This window comes from Burkholderia sp. A2 (assembly GCF_001729305.1).
GTDB classification, from domain to species: domain Bacteria; phylum Pseudomonadota; class Gammaproteobacteria; order Burkholderiales; family Burkholderiaceae; genus Burkholderia; species Burkholderia sola.
Genome location: NZ_LZXX01000118.1, coordinates 91140 through 109703, shown reverse-complemented (window position 1 = coordinate 109703; position 18564 = coordinate 91140). Strand labels below are relative to the sequence as shown.

Genomic DNA, 18564 nt, shown 5'->3' with positions numbered 1-18564 from the left:
TGCTGAAATCGCGGCGCGGGCCGGCAGGCCCGAAGCGGCGGGCTGCCCGGCGGGCCTGGCGGGCCAGAGGCCGCGGGTGAATGAAGCGGGGCATTTTGCCATAAATGGCGGAGCGTCCAGCCGGGGGTGATAGAATTTGACACATGTCCCGCAGCTTTCCTACGACGTTGCCAACTTCCCGTATTTCTCTCGTCGCGCTCGGCGCAGCGCTCGCCGCGGCTTTGTCTGCCGGGCCTTCCGGCGCATTCGCGCAGGCCTCGGACGCCGCCGCGTCCGTGCCCGTTGCCGCTTCCGCCGCCCCGGATTTCGACGCCCGTCAAAAAGTGCTCAATCAACGCTCCGCGGAAAACGATTATCGTTATGCGGTGGCGGAGCACGATTGCTACAGCAAATTCTTCGTCAACCACTGTCTCGGCAAGGCGCGCGACCAGATGCGCGAGGAGCGGGCGAGTATCCGCCAGGAGCAGCTCGCGCTCAACGACGAGCAGCGCGCGGTGCGGGCGCAGCAGCGCGACCAGCAGCAGGCGCTGAAGCAGGCCCAGAACGCGGCGGAAGCGCCGCAGCGGGCGGCGAACGACGCGGCCAACGCGGCTGCATTCCGCGACAAGCAGGAGCAGAATGCACTGAAGCAGGCGCAGCGCGGCGCGGAAGGGCCGCAACGCGCGGCGAGCAAGCAGGCATACGACCAGAAGCAGGCGGATTTCCAGCGCAAGCTCGACCAGGCGCACCAGCAGGCGGCGCAGAAGGCGCAGGAGCGGGCGGACAACGCCACGCGCTACGAGCAGAAGCAGAAGGAAGCCGCGCAGCACAAGGCCGATGTCGAGCGGCGTCAGCAGGAAGCGGCCCAGAAGGCCAAGCAGCAGCAACAGCAGGGGCAGTAACGTGTTGAATTGATCGGGATCAGTCTCGGGCGCGTCGGCACGCCGGCCGTCGCGCTGCTTCGATGAGGAGGCAAGTATGCAAAACCGTCACACGGAACAGCAGCAGGAATTGCACAACCGTTTGGCTGCATTGCAGGAGCAGCACCAGCAGCTCGCTCGGGAGATCGAGCTGAAGGAAGGGCACTCCGACATCGACGACATCACGCTGCACCGGCTGAAGAAGGAAAAGCTGGCGGCCAAGGACAAAATCATTTTGCTGCAATCGCAGCTCGAACCGGATAAGCGCGCCTGAGCGCGGCCTGGCAAGCGCCGGCGCCGCCCGGGCGCTGGACACAGGAACGCTTGCCTTGAATTCACCGCTTGAAGCCACCCCCGATGCCCGGCGTGACACGACGTCCGCCGGGCGCGCTCGTGCGCCCGAAGGCACCTTCGAGCTGAGCCGCAAGCGTGTCGACGAACTCGACACCATCTTCGGCGAAGGCGGGTTGCTGGCGCGCGCGCTCGACGGCTATCGGCCGCGTACGTCGCAGATCGAGATGGCGCGCGCGGTCGCGTCCGCGATGGAAGCGTCGGCGCGCCGGATGCCCGAGCCCGAGATCTTCGAAACCCGCAAGCGGCCGGCGCGCCGCCTGGGCGACGCCGACAAGCCGGGCGGGCCGGCCGCGGAGGATGCCGCGGTAGCCGAGTCCGACGGCGACGCAGGCGACAACACGCTGATCGTCGAGGCCGGCACGGGTACCGGCAAGACCTACGCGTATCTGGTGCCCGCGATGCTGTGGGGCGGCAAGGTGATCGTGTCGACCGGCACGAAGCATCTGCAGGACCAGCTGTTCCAGCGCGACATCCCGACCGTGCGCAACGCGCTCGCGGTGCCGGTGACGGTCGCGATGCTCAAGGGCCGCGCGAACTACCTGTGCCACTACTACCTGCAGCGCACGGCCGACAACGGCCGGCTGCCGTCGCGGCAAGATACCGCGTATCTGCAGGAAATCGTCCGCTTCGCGAAAATCACGAAGAGCGGCGACAAGGCCGAACTCGCAAGCGTGCCTGAAAACGCGCCCGTATGGTCGATGGTCACGTCGACGCGCGACAACTGCCTCGGCCAGGAATGCCCGCATTACAAGGAATGCTTCGTGATGCAGGCACGGCGCGAGGCCCAGCAGGCCGACGTCGTCGTCGTCAACCATCACCTGTTCTTCGCGGACATCATGCTGCGCGACACGGGGATGGCCGAACTGCTGCCGAACGCGAACACGATCATCTTCGACGAAGCGCACCAGTTGCCGGAGACGGCGACGCTGTTCTTCGGCGAGACGCTGTCGACGACGCAGATCCTCGAGCTCGCGCGCGACACGGTGGCCGAAGGCTTGAGCCATGCGCGCGACGCGGTCGAGTGGGTGAAGCTCGGCGGCGATCTCGAGCGCGCGGCGCGCGACTTGCGCCTCGCGTTCGCGAACGACCAGATCGTGCGCATGTCGCTCGCGCAGCTCGGCGACGATCATCCGATGTTCGGTGCGCTCGACGCGCTCGACGTTGCGCTCGACGCGCTCGCATCGGCGCTCGCGGGCCAGGCCGAGCGCGCGGAATCGCTCGGTGCGTGCCTGCGGCGCGCCCGCGAGCTGCAGGACCTGCTGGCCGGCTGGGTCGCGCCCGGCGCGGCGGAAGCAGCCGCGCAGGCCGACGCGGCAGCGGCCGGCGGCAACTCGGCATCCGACGGCGATCCGAACGAGAAGGTGCGCTGGGTCGAGGTGTTCGCGCATACCGTACAGCTGCACGAAACGCCGCTGTCGGTCGCGCCGATTTTCGCGAAGCAGCGTGCGGGCGTGCCGCGCGCATGGGTGTTTACGTCGGCCACGTTGTCGGTGCGCGGCGATTTCACGCACTACGCGGCGCAGATGGGCCTCAGCTCGCGTCGTTCGATGACACTCGCCAGCCCGTTCGATTACCAGTCGCAGGGGCTGCTGTACGTGCCGCGCAATCTGCCGCAGCCGTCGTCGCCGGCGTTTACCGATGCCGTCTTCGATGCCGCGCTGCCCGCGATCGAGGCATCCGGCGGCGGCGTGTTCATGCTGTGCACGACGCTGCGCGCGGTCGACCGGATCGCGTCGAAACTGCGCGACGTGATCGAATCGCGCGGCTGGAACACGCCGCTGCTCGTGCAGGGCGACGCAAGCCGCACCGAGCTGCTCGACCGCTTCCGCGCGTACGGCAATGCGATCCTGGTCGGCAGCCAGAGTTTCTGGGAAGGCGTCGACGTGCGCGGCGATGCGTTGTCGCTGGTCGTGATCGACAAGCTGCCGTTCGCGCCGCCGGACGATCCGGTGCTGGCCGCGCGGCTCGACGCGTTGACGAAGAAGGGGCTGAGCCCGTTCGCCGTGCACCAGTTGCCGCAGGCCGTGATCACGCTGAAGCAGGGCGCGGGCCGGTTGATTCGTGCGGAGACGGATCGCGGCGTGCTGATGATCTGCGACACGCGGCTCGTCGACAAGCCTTACGGGCGCCGGATCTGGCAAAGCCTGCCGCCGTTCAAGCGCACGCGCGAGATCGCGGTCGTGCAGGATTTCTTCGACGAGCAGCGCGCGGACAAGCGCGCGTGACCGCACGCGCGGCGCGTGTCGTGTGAACGCCGCGGCGCCGCCCGAATGCGGCGCCCATAAAAAAACCCGGCTCGATGGCCGGGTTTTTTGCGTGCGCAACGGGTGTTACATCGCGCCGTGCTTCAGAACTGCCACCACGACTTCTTCGTACCGGGGCGAGAATGGCCGGTCACGTACGGGCTGTCAGGGAACGTGCCGGCGAGCACGCGCTTGGTGTCCTCGGCGAGTTCCGGCTGATTCAGCTTGCCGTACGACAGGATCATGATGTGCAGCGCATCCTCGATCGCCGGCGCGCCCTTGTAGTCCTTGATCGCGAGTTGCGCGCGGTTGATGGCCGCGACATACGCGCCACGACGGTAGTAGTAGTCGGCCGCGTGCACTTCGTGCGATGCGAGCGCGTTGACGATGTAGCGCATCCGTGCAGCCGCGTCGGGCGCGTACTTGCTCTTCGGGAAGCGGTCGACGACGACCTTGAACGCATCGTACGATTCGCGCAGCGCCTGCGGATCGCGCTCGCTCATGTCCTGGCCGGAAAAGCGCCCGAACAGGCCGAGATCGTCGTTGAAGTGGATCATCCCCTTCAGGTAGTACGCGTACGGGATGTCCGGATGATCGGGGTGGAGCTGGATGAAGCGATCGACGGCCTGGTCGGCGGCTGCCGCTTCGTTGTCCTTCCAGTTGCAGTATGCAACGTTGATCTGTGCCTGCTGCGCGAAATGGCCGAACGGATCGCGGCCTTGCAGCGATTCGAAATATTTCGCGCACTTGCCCCAGTCGCCGCCGGACAGTGCGTCCTGGGCCTCTGAGTATAATTTGTTGTTCGACCAGGTAGCCGTCTCGTCCTGCTTCTGCGGCAAGCCGTGGCAGCCGGCGATGAGGGCCGCGGCCGCTACCGCCGCAGCCCGGGCGGCGACGGTTCTGGCCGTGCGTTTGGTCGAATTCATCATGCTCGCATGTCCTAGCTTCAAGTCTCGGTGACCCAGTCTAAATGACCCGTTCAAGTTCGCAGAATGCCCAGCCGGGCACACCAAATCGCGAAGATTATAGCCCAAGCGATCGGCCCGCCGACGCTGCGTCGGGGGATTCCCTCGATGACGATCTGGCCGGCGACGCGTTGCAGCCGCCCGTGGTGCCGTCCGCGGCGGCCGACGATGCGCCGCGCGTCGTCGAAGTGCCGCTGTCGCTCGCGGGAGAACGCCTCGACAAGGCGCTCGCCCAACTGTTCCCCGAATTCTCGCGCAGCCGCCTGCAGAGCTGGATCGAGGCGCAGCGCGTGCTCGTCGACGGCGCGCCGGCGAAGATCCGCCAGCCGGTACCGCTCGGCGCGAAGATCGAGCTCGTACCCGATCTGCTGCCCGAGCAGCTCGCGTTCACGCCGGAGCCCGTGCCGCTCGACGTGATCTACGAGGACGACGCGCTCGTCGTCATCAACAAGCCAGCCGGCCTCGTCGTCCATCCGGCCGCCGGCAACTGGAGCGGCACGATCCTCAACGGTCTGCTGCATCGCTACGGCGACGCGGCGGCCGGCCTGCCGCGCGCGGGAATCGTCCACCGGCTCGACAAGGAAACCTCCGGCCTGATGGTCGTGGCACGCACGCTGGCCGCGCAGACGGACCTCGTGCGCCAGTTGCAGGCCCGCACGGTGAAGCGCCGTTATTTCGCGCTGGTGTGGGGCACGATGCCCGAGGAGGGCACGATCGACGCGCCGATCGGCCGCGACCCGCGCGAGCGCACGCGCATGGCGGTCGTCACCGGCGCGTCGGGCAAGCCCGCGCGCACGCATTTCCGCACGGTTGACACATGCTTGTGGCAACGTCAGCCGGTTTCGGCGATTCAGTGCGATCTCGAGACCGGTCGCACGCACCAGATTCGCGTGCATTGCGCGCACGCGGGGCACCCGCTGCTCGGCGATCCCGTCTACGGACGTGCGCGCGGCAAGCGCTCGGTCGCGCCGCTGCCGGACGGGTTCGCGCGACAGGCGCTGCATGCGTGGCGGCTCGGCCTCGTGCATCCGGTCACGGGCAAGGCGATGCAGTGGCGCTGCCCGCTGCCGGACGACATGAACGCATTGGTCGCGGCGCTTGGCTTCGGGCAGGGTGACGAGGAATTCGACGACGACGACGGTGTCTACGACGATGACGATTTCGGCGGCGAGTATCACGACGACGAGCCGTACCTGGACGATGAGGAGGAGTGAGTGCCGATGACGAAGCTGGCGCCGTTGACGTGGCAGGACTGCGTGCAGCCCGACTGGCAGGTGTCGCCACGCGTGCGCGCGCTGATCACGACACGCGACGGCGGTGTGAGCGAAGGCCCGTACGGGCGTTGGCGGGACGGTGCCGCGCTGCCGGGCGGGATGAATCTCGGCCTGCATACCGGTGACGATCCCGACCATGTCGCCGTCAATCGCGCGCGCGTGCTCGCCCTCGCGGGCCAGTCGGGCGCCGCGTGGCTCGAGCAGGTTCATGGCGCGCGGATCGTGCTGGCGGACGAGGTGATCGCCGCGGCGCCCGCTGCCACGGCGCCGGTGCGGGCCGACGCGAGCGTCACGAACCGGCCAGGCGCCGTCTGCGTGGTGATGGTCGCCGATTGCCTGCCCGTGCTGCTGTGCGATGCGCAGGGCCGTGCGGTCGGCGCCGCGCATGCAGGCTGGCGCGGGCTCGCGGCCGGCATCGTCGAGCAGACGGCCGCGCGCGTCGCGGCGCTCGCGGGCGGCACGACGGACGCGCTGCATGCCTACCTCGGGCCGGCGATCGGCCCGCAGGCGTTCGAGGTGGGCGCCGACGTGCGCGATGCGTTTCTCGACACGGCCCCGCAGTCGGAGCATGATGAAACCCGTCATGCGTTCGTCGCGATCGACGGCGCGCCCGGCAAGTTCCTCGCCGATCTCCATGCGCTCGCGCGCCTGCGACTCGCGCGTGCGGGCGTGGCGCATGTGAGCGGCCGGACGGCGTGCACGGTCGCCGAACGCGCGCGCTTCTATTCGTACCGGCGCGACCGCGTGACGGGCCGCATGGCTGCGGCAATCTGGCTGGCCGATTGACGGTGCGCGCGTGGTTTTGTTGCGCCGCGAAATCGGGTTATCTCGATATTGAGGCGACAATGCGGCGTTGCATGCGCGACTGAATGAAAAATCCCGGGGTCAAGCCGGAAAAAATGTTTTATGTTTCGCCGGAAGCCTTGTCCCGTCTGTCGTGCGCGGATTATCTCCGTGCTGAAATGTTCAGTGGTTTGATCGTGCGCTTCACATGGGGGAAAACGATAATGATAAAAATACCGCACTGCGGCAGAATCTGGAGACGCCTCTCCAGAGCATGACGGCCCGGCTCGCAGCCGGCACGCCGCGCGCGAGCAGGATTTCACGATTGACGCTCACGAATCACCGGTAAGGCAGGTAATGACAGCATCGAAAAATTCGTCGACGTCCGCGCATGCGGGCACTTCCGCGGGCAGCGCCGGTTTCGATCCGGCAGCCCAGCCGATGCAGCAGATGTTCGAGTCGTGGTTGAACGCATGGCGCGGTTTTGCCGATCCGGCGCGTGCCGCGACGGTGTCGGCCTCCGTCAATCCGTTCGCGACATTCCAGTTTCCGACGTCGTTTCCGTTCCAGATGCCGTCGATGCCCGACTTCGGCGCGATGGCGTCGCCGTTCGCGGGGCTGAAGCTGCCGGTGGCCGCGATTCCGCCCGAACGGCTCCAGGCATTGCAGGCCGATTACGCGCGCGACTGCATGGCGCTGATGCAGCAGGCGGCCGCCGCGAAGCTCGAGTCGCCGGAATTGAAAGACCGCCGCTTCAGCGGCGACGCGTGGAAGGCATCGCCCGCGCACGCGTTCGCGGCCGCCTGGTATCTGCTCAACGCACGTTATCTGCAGGAGCTGGCCGACGCGCTGCAGACCGATCCGAAGACGCGCGAGCGCATCCGTTTCACGGTTCAGCAATGGACGGCCGCCGCCGCGCCGAGCAACTTCCTCGCACTCAATCCCGATGCACAGAAATCGATCCTCGAGACGCACGGCGAAAGCCTGCGGCAAGGGATGATGAACCTGCTCGGCGACCTGCAGCGCGGCAAGATTTCGCAGACCGACGAATCACAGTTCGTGGTCGGCAAGAACCTCGGGTGTACCGAAGGCGCGGTCGTGTACGAGAACGACCTGATCCAGCTGATCCAGTACACGCCGAAGACGGACAAGGTGTTCGAGCGGCCGCTGCTGATCGTCCCGCCGTGCATCAACAAGTTCTACATCCTCGACCTGCAACCCGAGAATTCGCTCGTCGCGCACGCGCTGTCGAGCGGCCATCAGGTGTTCCTCGTGTCGTGGCGTAACGCGGACGCATCGGTTGCGCACAAGACGTGGGACGACTACATGAACGAAGGGCTGCTCGCGGCGATCGACGCGGTGCAGCAGGTCAGCGGCCGCGAGCAGATCAACACGCTCGGCTTCTGCGTCGGCGGCACGATGCTCGCGACCGCGCTCGCGGTGCTCGCCGCGCGCGGCGAACATCCGGCCGCGTCGATGACGCTGCTCACTGCGATGCTTGATTTCACCGATACGGGCATCCTCGACGTGTTCGTCGACGAGGCGCACGTGCAGATGCGCGAGCAGACCATCGGCGGCAAGAACGGGGCGCAACCGGGACTGATGCGCGGCGTCGAGTTCGCGAACACGTTCTCGTTCCTGCGGCCGAACGATCTCGTGTGGAACTACGTCGTCGACAACTACCTGAAGGGCCGCACGCCCGCGCCGTTCGACCTGCTGTACTGGAACAGCGATTCGACGAGCCTGCCGGGCCCGATGTACGCGTGGTACCTGCGCCATACCTATCTCGAAAACAAGCTGCGCGAACCGGGTGCGCTGACCGTGTGCGGCGAATCGGTCGACCTGTCGCTGATCGACGTGCCGACCTTCATCTACGGTTCGCGCGAGGATCACATCGTGCCGTGGCAGACGGCCTACGCGTCGACGTCGATCCTGTCGGGCCCGCTGAAGTTCGTGCTCGGCGCATCGGGGCACATCGCGGGCGTGATCAATCCGCCGGCGAAGAAGAAGCGCAGCTACTGGGTCAACGACGACCTGCCCGAATCCGCGGACGACTGGTTCGCCGCAGCGACCGAGCAGCCGGGAAGCTGGTGGACGACGTGGGTCGAGTGGCTCGACGCGTACGGCGGCCGCAAGGTCGCGCCGCCTGCCCAGCCGGGTTCCGCGCAATTCCCGGTGATCGAGCCGGCGCCGGGGCGCTACGTATTGCAGCGCGATTGACGAAAACCGGGCAGCGGCGCACGCTGTCCGGCGCACCGCAGTTTTTTTAACAGGGCCGGTAACGATGCGCCGTGTCGTGCGGGTCTGGAGGAAAGGGAAATGACGGATGTAGTGATCGTATCGGCCGCGCGGACCGCGGTCGGCAAATTCGGCGGCTCGCTCGCGAAGATTGCGGCGCCGGAACTGGGCGCGACGGTGATCCGCGCGGTGCTGGAGCGTGCGGGCGTGAAGCCCGACCAGGTCAGCGAAGTGATCATGGGCCAGGTGCTGACGGCCGGCTCCGGGCAGAACCCGGCGCGGCAGTCGCTGATCAAGGCGGGGCTGCCGAGCGCGGTGCCGGGCATGACGATCAACAAGGTGTGCGGCTCGGGCCTGAAGGCCGTGATGCTGGCGGCGAACGCGATCGTCGCGGGCGACGCGGAGATCGTGATCGCGGGCGGCCAGGAGAACATGAGCGCGGCGCCGCACGTGCTGCCGGGCTCGCGCGACGGGTTCCGGATGGGCGACGCGAAGCTGGTCGACACGATGATCGTCGACGGGCTGTGGGACGTGTACAACCAGTACCACATGGGCATCACGGCGGAGAACGTCGCGAAGGAATACGGGATCACGCGCGAAGAGCAGGACGCGTTCGCGGCGCTGTCGCAGAACAAGGCGGAAGCCGCGCAGAAGGCCGGGCGTTTCGACGACGAGATCGTGCCGGTGTCGATCCCGCAACGCAAGGGCGAGCCGCTGCAGTTCGCGACCGACGAGTTCGTACGTCACGGCGTGACGGCGGAGTCGCTGGCCGGGCTGAAGCCGGCGTTCGCGAAGGACGGCTCGGTGACGGCGGCGAACGCGTCGGGGTTGAACGACGGCGCGGCGGCGGTGCTGGTGATGTCGGCGCAGAAGGCGGCGGCGCTGGGTTTGACGCCGCTGGCGCGGATCAAGGCGTATGCGAACGCGGGCGTGGATCCGAGCGTGATGGGCATGGGCCCGGTGCCGGCGTCGCGCCGTGCGCTGGAGCGCGCGGGCTGGACGCCGGGCGACCTGGACCTGATGGAGATCAACGAAGCGTTCGCGGCGCAGGCGCTGGCGGTGCACAAGCAGATGGGCTGGGACACGTCGAAGGTGAACGTGAACGGCGGGGCGATCGCGATCGGCCACCCGATCGGCGCGTCGGGCTGCCGGATCCTGGTGACGCTGCTGCACGAGATGGTCAAGCGCGACGCGAAGCGCGGGCTGGCGTCGCTGTGCATCGGCGGCGGGATGGGCGTCGCGCTCGCGGTCGAGCGTCCGTGACCGGCCGTCTGTAACCGGCCGTTCGCCACTGGCGAACCGAATCCGTGCGCCGGCCGATTGCGGCTTCGGCCGGCGTCACGTGAAGTCAGAGGGGGCTTCAGGCAGCTCTCGAAACCAAAAAATGGAGTGAGATTTATGTCTCAGCGAATTGCGTACGTAACGGGCGGGATGGGCGGCATCGGCACCAGCATCTGCCAGCGCCTGTCGAAAGACGGCTTCAAGGTGGTTGCAGGTTGTGGCCCGAACTCGCCGCGCCGGGTGAAATGGCTCGAGGACCAGAAGGCGCTCGGGTACGACTTCATCGCATCGGAAGGCAACGTCGGCGACTGGGACTCGACCAAGGAAGCGTTCGACAAGGTCAAGGCCGAAGTCGGCGAGATCGACGTGCTGGTCAACAACGCGGGCATCACGCGCGACGTCGTGTTCCGCAAGATGACGCATGAAGACTGGACGGCCGTGATCGACACCAACCTGACGAGCCTGTTCAACGTGACGAAGCAGGTGATCGACGGGATGGTCGAACGTGGCTGGGGCCGCATCATCAACATTTCGTCGGTGAACGGCCAGAAGGGGCAATTCGGCCAGACCAACTACTCGACCGCGAAGGCCGGCATTCACGGCTTCACGATGTCGCTCGCGCAGGAAGTCGCGACGAAGGGCGTGACGGTCAACACCGTGTCGCCGGGCTACATCGGCACCGACATGGTGAAGGCGATCCGTCCGGACGTGCTCGAGAAGATCGTCGCGACGATCCCGGTGCGGCGTCTCGGCGGGCCGGAGGAAATCGGTTCGATCGTCGCGTGGCTCGCGTCGAACGATTCCGGCTTCGCGACGGGCGCCGACTTCTCGCTGAACGGCGGCCTGCACATGGGCTGACGTCCAGGCTGCGCCGGCTGGCTGGCCGCGCAGCCGGGCGTTTTCCGAAGGCCCCCGCCTCCCGGATTCGGGCGGCGGGGATTCGTCACTTGCGCTACGCTGCACTCAAAGGCGTTACATGACTACTACAAAGAAGACGGCCGAACGGCTCATCAAGAAGTACCCGAACCGCCGGCTCTACGATACCGAGACAAGCACGTACATTACGCTGACCGACGTGAAGCAGCTCGTGCTGGAGCAGGAGGATTTCAAGGTCGTCGATGCGAAATCCAATGAAGACCTGACGCGCAGCATCCTCTTGCAGATCATCCTCGAAGAGGAAAGCGGTGGCGTGCCGATGTTCTCGTCGTCGATGCTGTCGCAGATCATCCGTTTCTACGGTCATGCGATGCAGGGCATGATGGGCACGTACCTGGAAAAGAACATCCAGGCATTCATCGACATCCAGAACAAGCTCGCGGATCAATCGAAGAACCTCTACGAAGGTAACGCGATGAATCCGGAAGTCTGGTCGCAGTTCATGAACATGCAGGCGCCGATGATGCAAGGGATGATGACGAGCTACATCGAGCAGTCGAAGAACATGTTCGTGCAGATGCAGGAGCAGATGCAGAACCAGGCGAAGTCGATGTTCAGCACGTTCCCGTTCAAGCAGCCGGGCGCGTCGGAGCCCGAAAAGAAGTAAGCGGTGAGCCGGCGTGGACACGCAACGGGTCACGCCGGCATCGCGCGGGACGGCCCGTACGGGACGGCACCGGGCCGCGTCGCGGAGCGATCATCCGCACGATGGCATTGCCCGCGAGGGCATGGGCGTCGTCGTGCTGTAGCGCCTCAGTGCGAATTAAAACGCACAAGGCCGACCGGCAAAGTCCGGTCGGCCGAATATCAGATAAAGCGCTGATTGTAAAAGATGCCGATGGCCGGATTTTCGGCCGGCTTATCGAACCGCGAAGCGGCTTGCCGCCGATCCGTTCGAGCAGTTATTTCCGTAAATAAAGAGATTTCTGTTTTCGGAAAATGCCGAGTAGATGATCGGAAAAACTTCCTTGGCGCTGAACGAGTAAATGCCATCGTTGATGGACACGAGGAGATTGCCGCTCGTATCGGTTTCGATCTTGTCGATCTTGCCTGCCTTGCAAAGCGATTCCGCAAATGCATACGAGGATGCAGCAAGCGTCATGGCGCAAACGAGGGTGGCCGCGAGTTTTCTCATGGTCTTTCCTTGGTGAATGAGTGGATTGCTGGGGTTGTGATGCGGGTCATGCACGGTTCAGTATTGGCTGGCCGAATAGGTGCCGATGTCTGATCGATGTGAAATGTATCGGAGATTAATCGGGTGTTGAATGGGGGTGGCGGAATTGGAAATGGTTTTTTTGGATTGTTGAGTGTTTTGAATTATTCGGGTGAATTATGTTGTGCGGTTGGGTAGGGATGGAGTTGGTGGGCGGTTGAAGTAAAATAAATCAATCGACTATTTTTGGTTGATAATTTTTGTTGTGTCGTGGGTTGTGGTTGTTTTTATTTACTTCTCTATTTTTATTTGCTTGGCCGGATTTTTCGAGTAATGGCCTTCGGTATTGAGGCGGGCAGTCGATGCTGTAAAAGGGGCATATTCACGGGCGATGCGCGGGGCGCATACGTTTCGTATGCGTGTTTCGATGCGATACACGTGCAGCATCGTGCACGTGTCTGTAGCCAGAGCGAGGATTGGGCCGCCGGTGCGGCTTGTCAGTGCCGCGGTGAGTGCGGTCGATGGTGGGATGCTTCGCCCGGCGGCGTTCTGCGAGGCGCTGGCGCAGGCCTGCGATAACGATGGTATGCAGGCTGCGTGCGCGAGTGGACAGTCGATAGCGATAGTCACGCGCCTGCGCCGACAACCGGCCGGCCGCAACTCGATGCGGCGCTGTGGCTGATTGGCGATGGCGATGATGCGGTCTGGTTCAACCGGTGCCTGACGGCAGCGACGTATCCGAAGTGAGCATCGGATCGAGTACGGGTCTGCTTCGGTGGACTTTTTGCGACTTCGTCACGGAATTGGGGGCATCACTCCGGATCGAATCCGTTTTCGCCATCCGGCGGCGGCAGATCGAGAACGAGCTTGACCGCACTGTAGTTGGCCTTGAGCGAGAACACGCGGCCGATCACGAGAAACGTCTGCCGGGAATTTTCGAGCTCCACGAAGTCGCCGGGCTGCGGCACGTGGGCACCCTGGTCGTAGGAGAAGCTGGTGCTGGTCTGTTCGCCGATGGCTTCTGCGGCGTGTTCGGTGAATTCGATCGTGATGTGGGTGGTCATGCGAGCCCCGTTGAGTGGATGGAAGAGAGCGATGGCTTCGATTTTCGCATAGCGGCGCGGCCGTCATTCATTTTGGGTCGCTGGACCCTAAATCGCTGTAAACTCACGCTTTTGCTGCCACGCCCCCCATTCCAGATGTCCCAATCCCCCAAAGTAGGGTTCGTATCCCTCGGGTGCCCGAAAGCGCTCGTCGATTCCGAACAAATCATCACGCAACTGCGCGCCGAAGGTTATGAAATCTCCGGCAGCTACGACGGCGCGGACCTTGTCGTCGTGAACACCTGCGGCTTCATCGACGAAGCCGTGCAGGAGAGTCTCGACGCGATCGGCGAAGCGCTGACCGAGAACGGCAAGGTGATCGTCACCGGCTGCCTCGGCGCGAAGTCGAGCGCGAGCGGCTCGAACCTGATCGAGGAAGTCCACCCGAAGGTGCTCGCCGTCACCGGTCCGCACGCGGTGGGCGAAGTGATGCAGGCCGTGCATTCGCACCTGCCGAAGCCGCACGACCCGTTCGTCGACCTCGTGCCGGCGGCGGGCATCAAGCTCACGCCGCGTCACTACGCCTACCTGAAGATCTCCGAAGGCTGCAACCACCGTTGCACGTTCTGCATCATCCCGTCGATGCGCGGCGACCTCGTGTCGCGCCCGGTTGCCGAAGTGATGCTGGAAGCCGAGAACCTGTTCAAGTCGGGCGTGAAGGAACTGCTCGTGATCTCGCAGGACACAAGCGCATACGGCGTCGACGTCAAGTACCGCACGGGCTTCTGGAACGGCAAGCCGATCAAGACGCGCATGACCGACCTGGTCGCCGCGCTCGGCGAACTCGCCGCGCAGTACGGCGCGTGGGTGCGCCTGCACTACGTGTATCCGTATCCGAGCGTCGACGAAGTGATCCCGCTGATGGCCGAAGGCCCGTTCAAGGGCCACGTGCTGCCGTATCTCGACGTGCCGTTCCAGCACGCGCATCCGGAAGTGCTGAAGCGCATGAAGCGGCCGGCGAACGCCGAGAAGGTGCTCGAGCGCGTGCAGAAATGGCGCGAGATCTGCCCGGACCTGACGATCCGCAGCACGTTCATCGCGGGCTTCCCCGGCGAGACGGAAGAACAGTTCGACACGCTGCTCGACTTCATCCGCGAAGCGGAACTCGATCGCGTCGGCTGTTTCGCGTATTCGCCGGTCGAAGGCGCGACCGCGAACGACCTGGACGGCGCGCTGCCGGACGAGGTGCGCGAGGAGCGTCGCGCGCGCTTCATGGAAGTCGCCGAGGAAGTATCGGCGAACCGCATGCAGCGCAAGGTCGGCAAGACGCTCAAGGTGCTGATCGACGAAGTGAGCGCGGAAGGCGGCATCGGCCGTACGGCGGCCGATGCGCCGGAGATCGACGGCGTCGTCTACGTCGAGCCGGCGGCGAAGGCATCGAAGCGCTACAAGGTCGGCGATTTCGTGTCCGTGAAGATCACGGGCGCCGACGGCCACGATCTGTGGGGCGAGGTGTAAGCGATGGCCGCGGTATTCCCGGAGATCCTCGCGCTCGGCGAGGCGATGATCGAATTCAACCAGTCGCAGCCGGGGCGTCCTGAATTCCTGCAGGGCTTCGGCGGCGACACGTCGAACTTCTGCATCGCGGCGGCGCGCCAGCGCGCATCGACGGGCTTCGTGTCGGCGATCGGCGACGATCCGTTCGGCCGCCTGCTGGCCGACATGTGGGCGTCGGAGCAGGTCGACACGACGTACGTTCGGATCGACCGCTCGGCGCCGACCGGCGTGTATTTCGTCACGCACGGCGCCGACGGCCATCAGTTCGACTATCTGCGCGCGGGGTCGGCGGCGAGCCGCTACGCGACGGCCGACCTGCCGCTCGATGCGCTCGCGGCCGCGAAGGCCGTGCACCTGTCGGGCATCAGTCTGGCGATCAGCACGGCCGCGTGCGACGCGGCATTCGCGGCGATCGACCATGCGCGTCGCAGCGGCGCGAAGGTCAGCTTCGACACGAACCTGCGCCTGAAGCTGTGGCCGCTGCCGCGTGCCCGTGCGGTAATGCGCGAGGCGCTGCGGCAGACGGATATCTGCCTGCCGAGCTGGGACGACGTCACGGCGCTCACGGGCGCGAACGATCGCGACGCGATCGTCGACGCGATGCTCGAACACGGGCCGCAGGTCGTCGCGCTGAAGCTCGGCAGGGAAGGCGCGTATGTCGCGACGCCGCACGAACGGCGCGTCGTGCCGGGCTTCGCGGTCGAGGCCGTCGACGCGACCGGCGCGGGCGACTGCTTCGGCGGTGCGTTCGTCGCGCGGATCGTCGCGGGCGACGATCCGTTCGCGGCCGCGCGTTATGCGAACGCGGCGGCGGCGCTGTCGACGACCGGTTACGGTGCGGTCGCGCCGATTCCGCATCGCGATGCCGTGGAACGCCTGATGCAGGGCTGACGCGGAACGCGCCCGCCCGCGCATTCGCGGCGCAGGCTTGCGCGGTCATGCAGGAACCGGGCCCCGGCCCGGCACGGTCCGCGATGGTCGGGCAAATCTGAAGCAAGGAGCAACACGAGGTGGGTCGATATTCGGAATGGCACCGGGCGCTCGTCGTCGCCGGTGCGCTGATGGCGGGCATCGCGATGCCGACAGTGGTCGCCGCGCAGGCGGTCGCACCAGGCGTGCAGCAGGATGAGCCGGCGCCGGCGCGGCCGCTGAAGCCGAATCCCGAGTTTGCCCGCCTGCCGCGCTACGAAGGCACGCTCGGCGATCGGCCGATCGTCGTGCATCTCGGGCCGAAGACGGACGAGGAAGGCGTGCACGGCGAATACCAGTTCGCCGACACGGGCGAAGTCGTGCTGCTCGCGGGCGACCGCGACGGCGATACGCTCGAGATCGAGGAGTCGAACGACGGCACGAACATCACCGGCGTGTGGATCGGCCGCTTCGACGCGGCGGGCGACCTGAAGGCCGACCGGATGAATTCGGACGAATCGGATCCGCAGCCGGTCGTGCTGCACCTGGCGCCGGGCAAGCGCGCGGCGCTGCAGGTGCGCGATGGCCGCGTGCGCGAAATCGAGACGGTGGGCGGCGTCGTCAACCTGCGTACCGACGACTGAGCGCGTGCTGGCTCGGTGCGCGCGGCGCGCATTGTACCGGGCCAAGCGCGCCGATTTTGGCTACTCTAACGACATATTCCGCAACCGAACGGCCTCGTGCCCGGCCCCCAGTCATGACTGCATCCACTCCCAAGCGCGCGCTGCAAACCCGCATCGTTCAACCCGACGACGTCATTCCGGAAGGCTTCCGTTCGTTCGTGCCGCCGGTCGCGCGCGCGTCGACGGTCGTGTTCCCCGATCTCGCGACGATGCGCGCGCTGGTCTGGCACGACGACAACCAGTGGCGCTACGGGCTGCACGCAACGCCGACGTCGCTCGCGCTCGCGCAGCGGCTCGCCGAGATCGAGGGCGGCACGCACGCGCTGCTGCAGCCATCGGGTCTCGCGGCGATCATGAACGTCTACTTCGGGATCGTGAAAGCAGGCGACGACGTGCTGATTCCGCATAACGTGTACGGCCCGAACGCCGATTTCGGCAACTGGCTCGCGAACGATTTCGGCATCACCGTGCGTGGTTACGATCCGTTGATCGGCGCCGGCATCGCCGAGCTGATCCAGCCGAACACGCGGCTGATCTGGCTCGAAGCGCCGGGCTCGGTGACGATGGAAGTGCCCGACGTGCAGGCGATCACGGCGGCCGCGAAGGCGCGCGGCATCGTCACCGCGATCGACAATACATTTTCCGCGGGGCTCGCGTTCAAGCCGTTCGCGCACGGCGTCGACATTTCGGTGCAGGCGCTGACCAAGTACCAGTCGGGCGGCAGCGACGTGCTGATGGGCGCGACGATCACCGCGAACGCGGAACTGCACGCGAAGCTGAAGCTCGCGCGGATGCGCTGCGGGATCGGCGTGTCGGTCGACGATTGCTCGCTCGTGCTGCGCAGCCTGCCGAGCATGCAGGTGCGCTTCGATGCGCACAGCAAGAGCGCGCTCGCCCTCGCGCAGTGGCTGAAGGCGCGGCCGGAGATCGCGACGGTGCTGCACCCGCAGATCGCCGACTGCCCGGGGCATGCGTCGTTCATGCGTGATTTCACGGGCGCGGGCGGGCTGTTCTCGGTGGTGTTCGACGCACGCTACAGCGCGGAGCAGATCGACCGTTTCGTCGAGTCGCTCGAGCTGTTCGCGATCGGCTGGAGCTGGGGCGGCGCGTGCAGCCTCGCGATGCCTTACGACGTCGCGTCGATGCGTCCGGACTGGCCGCATCGCGGCACGCTGGTGCGTTTCTACGTGGGCCTGGAAGACGAAGCGGATTTGCGCGCCGACATCGAGCGCGCGATGCAGGCCACGCTCGGCTGATCGCGCGCCGGCAACGTCCGGCACAAAAACGAAACGCCGGCGCGATGCGATATCGCGCCGGCGTTTTCATTGACGGTGCCGCGGGATCAGAACAGGCGCAGCAGCCCGTCGAGGCCGACATGGTCGAATGCGACCGTCGCCGCATCGCGCACGACGGGCTTCGCGTGGAACGCGACCGACAGCCCGGCTTCGGCCATCATTTTCAGGTCGTTCGACCCGTCGCCCATCGCGATCGCGCGGCTCGGCTCGAGGCCCAGCGACGCGCACGTGTCGCGCAGCAGGCGCGCCTTCACGTCGGCGTTGACGATCTCGCCGAGCACCTTGCCGGTGAGCTTGCCGTCGACGATCTCGAGCGTGTTCGCGTGCGCGTAGTCGAGGCCGAGGCGGGCTTTCAGCCGCTCGGTGAAGAACGTGAAGCCGCCCGACACGAGCAGCGTCTTCAGGCCGGCGGCCTTCACCCCAGCCAGCATCGTCTCTGCGCCCGGCGACAGTTGCAGCCGTTCTTCGTACACGCGCTCGAGCGCGTGCGCGTCGAGCCCGGCCAGCAGCGCGACGCGGCGCGTGAGGCTTTCGTTGAAATCGCGGATCTCGCCGCGCATCGCTGCTTCGGTGATCTCCGCAACCTGCGTTTTCAGCCCGCAGAAATCGGCGATCTCGTCGATGCATTCGATCGTGATCAGCGTCGAATCCATGTCCATCACCGCGAGCCCGAAATCGCCGAGCGTGCGGCCGGCCTCGACGAAGCCGAAGTCGAGCGCGTGCGTGCCGCAGTACGCGTCGATGTCGAGGCGTTGCGCCGGGCTCGCGTTTTCGATGCGCAGCGCGTGATCGTCGGTCTGCACGACGCGGGAGCCGCGCGACAGCGCGAGCAGCGGTTTGTGATGGGCGTCCGACAGCGGCGCAAGACTCTGGATGACGAGATTGTGGGTCATGACGAGTGGTTGGGAAGCGAATGAATGACGTGCGCGGCCCACGGGCGGCCGCTGCGCG

The 18564-nt window shown here is 65.9% G+C and carries 17 protein-coding genes; 13 read left to right on the top strand and 4 right to left on the bottom strand.

Translation table 11 applies throughout. The features are described 5' to 3' along the window. Positions 1–143: 143 nt before the first annotated feature. The 3 genes from A9Z05_RS27235 to A9Z05_RS27225 all read left to right on the top strand — a co-directional run bounded on the left by A9Z05_RS27235 (position 144) and on the right by A9Z05_RS27225 (position 3478). Positions 144–881: a hypothetical protein gene (locus A9Z05_RS27235; protein WP_069620834.1), complete on the top strand. Its 738-nt coding sequence runs from the start codon at positions 144–146 to the stop codon at positions 879–881. A gap of 76 nt (positions 882–957) precedes the next feature. Next, positions 958–1173 carry a YdcH family protein gene (locus tag A9Z05_RS27230; protein ID WP_006478692.1) on the top strand — a complete coding sequence of 72 codons (216 nt, stop codon included), beginning with the start codon at positions 958–960 and terminating at the stop codon, positions 1171–1173. A 55-nt stretch (positions 1174–1228) separates the two neighbouring features. Further along, complete coding sequence (locus tag A9Z05_RS27225; protein WP_069620833.1) at positions 1229–3478, top strand: ATP-dependent DNA helicase; 2250 nt, start codon at positions 1229–1231, stop codon at positions 3476–3478. A gap of 122 nt (positions 3479–3600) precedes the next feature. Here the strand turns inward: A9Z05_RS27225 and A9Z05_RS27220 are convergent, their stop codons facing one another. Next, positions 3601–4425 carry an outer membrane protein assembly factor BamD gene (locus tag A9Z05_RS27220; RefSeq protein ID WP_046545840.1) on the bottom strand — a complete coding sequence of 275 codons (825 nt, stop codon included), beginning with the start codon at positions 4423–4425 and terminating at the stop codon, positions 3601–3603. Between the two features lie 41 nt (positions 4426–4466). Between A9Z05_RS27220 and A9Z05_RS27215 the strand changes: the two genes are divergently transcribed. The 6 genes from A9Z05_RS27215 to phaR all read left to right on the top strand — a co-directional run bounded on the left by A9Z05_RS27215 (position 4467) and on the right by phaR (position 11580). After that, positions 4467–5675, top strand: coding sequence for an RluA family pseudouridine synthase (locus A9Z05_RS27215; protein ID WP_069620832.1), 1209 nt, complete (start codon positions 4467–4469; stop codon positions 5673–5675). Positions 5676–5681: 6 nt separating this feature from the next. Beyond that, positions 5682–6521 carry a peptidoglycan editing factor PgeF gene (gene pgeF / locus A9Z05_RS27210; RefSeq protein ID WP_069620854.1) on the top strand — a complete coding sequence of 280 codons (840 nt, stop codon included), beginning with the start codon at positions 5682–5684 and terminating at the stop codon, positions 6519–6521. Positions 6522–6875: 354 nt separating this feature from the next. Then, positions 6876–8738 (top strand): alpha/beta hydrolase, encoded by a 1863-nt coding sequence (locus tag A9Z05_RS27205; RefSeq protein ID WP_069620831.1) that lies wholly within the window; start codon positions 6876–6878, stop codon positions 8736–8738. 99 nt (positions 8739–8837) lie between these two features. Beyond that, positions 8838–10019, top strand: coding sequence for an acetyl-CoA C-acetyltransferase (locus A9Z05_RS27200; RefSeq protein WP_069620830.1), 1182 nt, complete (start codon positions 8838–8840; stop codon positions 10017–10019). 135 nt (positions 10020–10154) lie between these two features. After that, the gene (locus A9Z05_RS27195) at positions 10155–10895 is read left to right on the top strand and encodes a 3-ketoacyl-ACP reductase (protein ID WP_006491801.1); all 741 of its coding nucleotides are present in this window, start codon (positions 10155–10157) and stop codon (positions 10893–10895) included. A 118-nt stretch (positions 10896–11013) separates the two neighbouring features. Continuing rightward, entirely contained in the window at positions 11014–11580 is a 567-nt protein-coding gene (gene phaR / locus A9Z05_RS27190) for a polyhydroxyalkanoate synthesis repressor PhaR (protein WP_006485265.1), read from the top strand. A gap of 252 nt (positions 11581–11832) precedes the next feature. On the opposite strand, the gene A9Z05_RS27185 is transcribed toward phaR, so the two are convergent. Together A9Z05_RS27185 and A9Z05_RS27180 are read right to left on the bottom strand one after the other, a co-directional pair. After that, a complete protein-coding gene (locus A9Z05_RS27185; protein ID WP_069620829.1) occupies positions 11833–12108 on the bottom strand; it encodes a hypothetical protein in 276 nt (91 codons plus the stop codon). Positions 12109–12938: 830 nt separating this feature from the next. Further along, a complete protein-coding gene (locus tag A9Z05_RS27180) occupies positions 12939–13190 on the bottom strand; it encodes a hypothetical protein (protein WP_069620828.1) in 252 nt (83 codons plus the stop codon). 135 nt (positions 13191–13325) lie between these two features. Between A9Z05_RS27180 and rimO the strand changes: the two genes are divergently transcribed. From rimO to A9Z05_RS27160, 4 genes are all read left to right on the top strand, one after another. Further along, positions 13326–14687: a 30S ribosomal protein S12 methylthiotransferase RimO gene (rimO, locus tag A9Z05_RS27175; RefSeq protein WP_069620827.1), complete on the top strand. Its 1362-nt coding sequence runs from the start codon at positions 13326–13328 to the stop codon at positions 14685–14687. Between the two features lie 3 nt (positions 14688–14690). Next, positions 14691–15617 (top strand): sugar kinase, encoded by a 927-nt coding sequence (locus A9Z05_RS27170; protein WP_069620826.1) that lies wholly within the window; start codon positions 14691–14693, stop codon positions 15615–15617. A 119-nt stretch (positions 15618–15736) separates the two neighbouring features. Then, positions 15737–16279 (top strand): hypothetical protein, encoded by a 543-nt coding sequence (locus A9Z05_RS27165; protein ID WP_069620825.1) that lies wholly within the window; start codon positions 15737–15739, stop codon positions 16277–16279. Between the two features lie 113 nt (positions 16280–16392). Further along, positions 16393–17574, top strand: a complete 1182-nt coding sequence (locus A9Z05_RS27160; RefSeq protein WP_069620824.1) for a cystathionine beta-lyase — start codon at positions 16393–16395, stop codon at positions 17572–17574. An 86-nt stretch (positions 17575–17660) separates the two neighbouring features. On the opposite strand, the gene serB is transcribed toward A9Z05_RS27160, so the two are convergent. Next, positions 17661–18506, bottom strand: coding sequence for a phosphoserine phosphatase SerB (gene serB / locus A9Z05_RS27155; protein ID WP_069620823.1), 846 nt, complete (start codon positions 18504–18506; stop codon positions 17661–17663). Positions 18507–18564 lie beyond the last annotated feature (58 nt).

Excerpts from the sequence above, each read along its gene's own strand:
- A9Z05_RS27235 (WP_069620834.1), top strand. The coding sequence starts at position 144 with ATGTCCCGCAGCTTTCCTACGACGTTGCCAACTTCCCGTATTTCTCTC.
- A9Z05_RS27230 (WP_006478692.1), top strand. The coding sequence starts at position 958 with ATGCAAAACCGTCACACGGAACAGCAGCAGGAATTGCACAACCGTTTG.
- A9Z05_RS27220 (WP_046545840.1), bottom strand. The coding sequence starts at position 4,425 with ATGATGAATTCGACCAAACGCACGGCCAGAACCGTCGCCGCCCGGGCT.
- A9Z05_RS27215 (WP_069620832.1), top strand. The coding sequence starts at position 4,467 with ATGACCCGTTCAAGTTCGCAGAATGCCCAGCCGGGCACACCAAATCGC.
- pgeF (WP_069620854.1), top strand. The coding sequence starts at position 5,682 with ATGACGAAGCTGGCGCCGTTGACGTGGCAGGACTGCGTGCAGCCCGAC.
- A9Z05_RS27205 (WP_069620831.1), top strand. The coding sequence starts at position 6,876 with ATGACAGCATCGAAAAATTCGTCGACGTCCGCGCATGCGGGCACTTCC.
- A9Z05_RS27200 (WP_069620830.1), top strand. The coding sequence starts at position 8,838 with ATGACGGATGTAGTGATCGTATCGGCCGCGCGGACCGCGGTCGGCAAA.
- A9Z05_RS27195 (WP_006491801.1), top strand. The coding sequence starts at position 10,155 with ATGTCTCAGCGAATTGCGTACGTAACGGGCGGGATGGGCGGCATCGGC.
- phaR (WP_006485265.1), top strand. The coding sequence starts at position 11,014 with ATGACTACTACAAAGAAGACGGCCGAACGGCTCATCAAGAAGTACCCG.
- A9Z05_RS27185 (WP_069620829.1), bottom strand. The coding sequence starts at position 12,108 with ATGAGAAAACTCGCGGCCACCCTCGTTTGCGCCATGACGCTTGCTGCA.
- A9Z05_RS27180 (WP_069620828.1), bottom strand. The coding sequence starts at position 13,190 with ATGACCACCCACATCACGATCGAATTCACCGAACACGCCGCAGAAGCC.
- rimO (WP_069620827.1), top strand. The coding sequence starts at position 13,326 with ATGTCCCAATCCCCCAAAGTAGGGTTCGTATCCCTCGGGTGCCCGAAA.
- A9Z05_RS27170 (WP_069620826.1), top strand. The coding sequence starts at position 14,691 with ATGGCCGCGGTATTCCCGGAGATCCTCGCGCTCGGCGAGGCGATGATC.
- A9Z05_RS27160 (WP_069620824.1), top strand. The coding sequence starts at position 16,393 with ATGACTGCATCCACTCCCAAGCGCGCGCTGCAAACCCGCATCGTTCAA.
- serB (WP_069620823.1), bottom strand. The coding sequence starts at position 18,506 with ATGACCCACAATCTCGTCATCCAGAGTCTTGCGCCGCTGTCGGACGCC.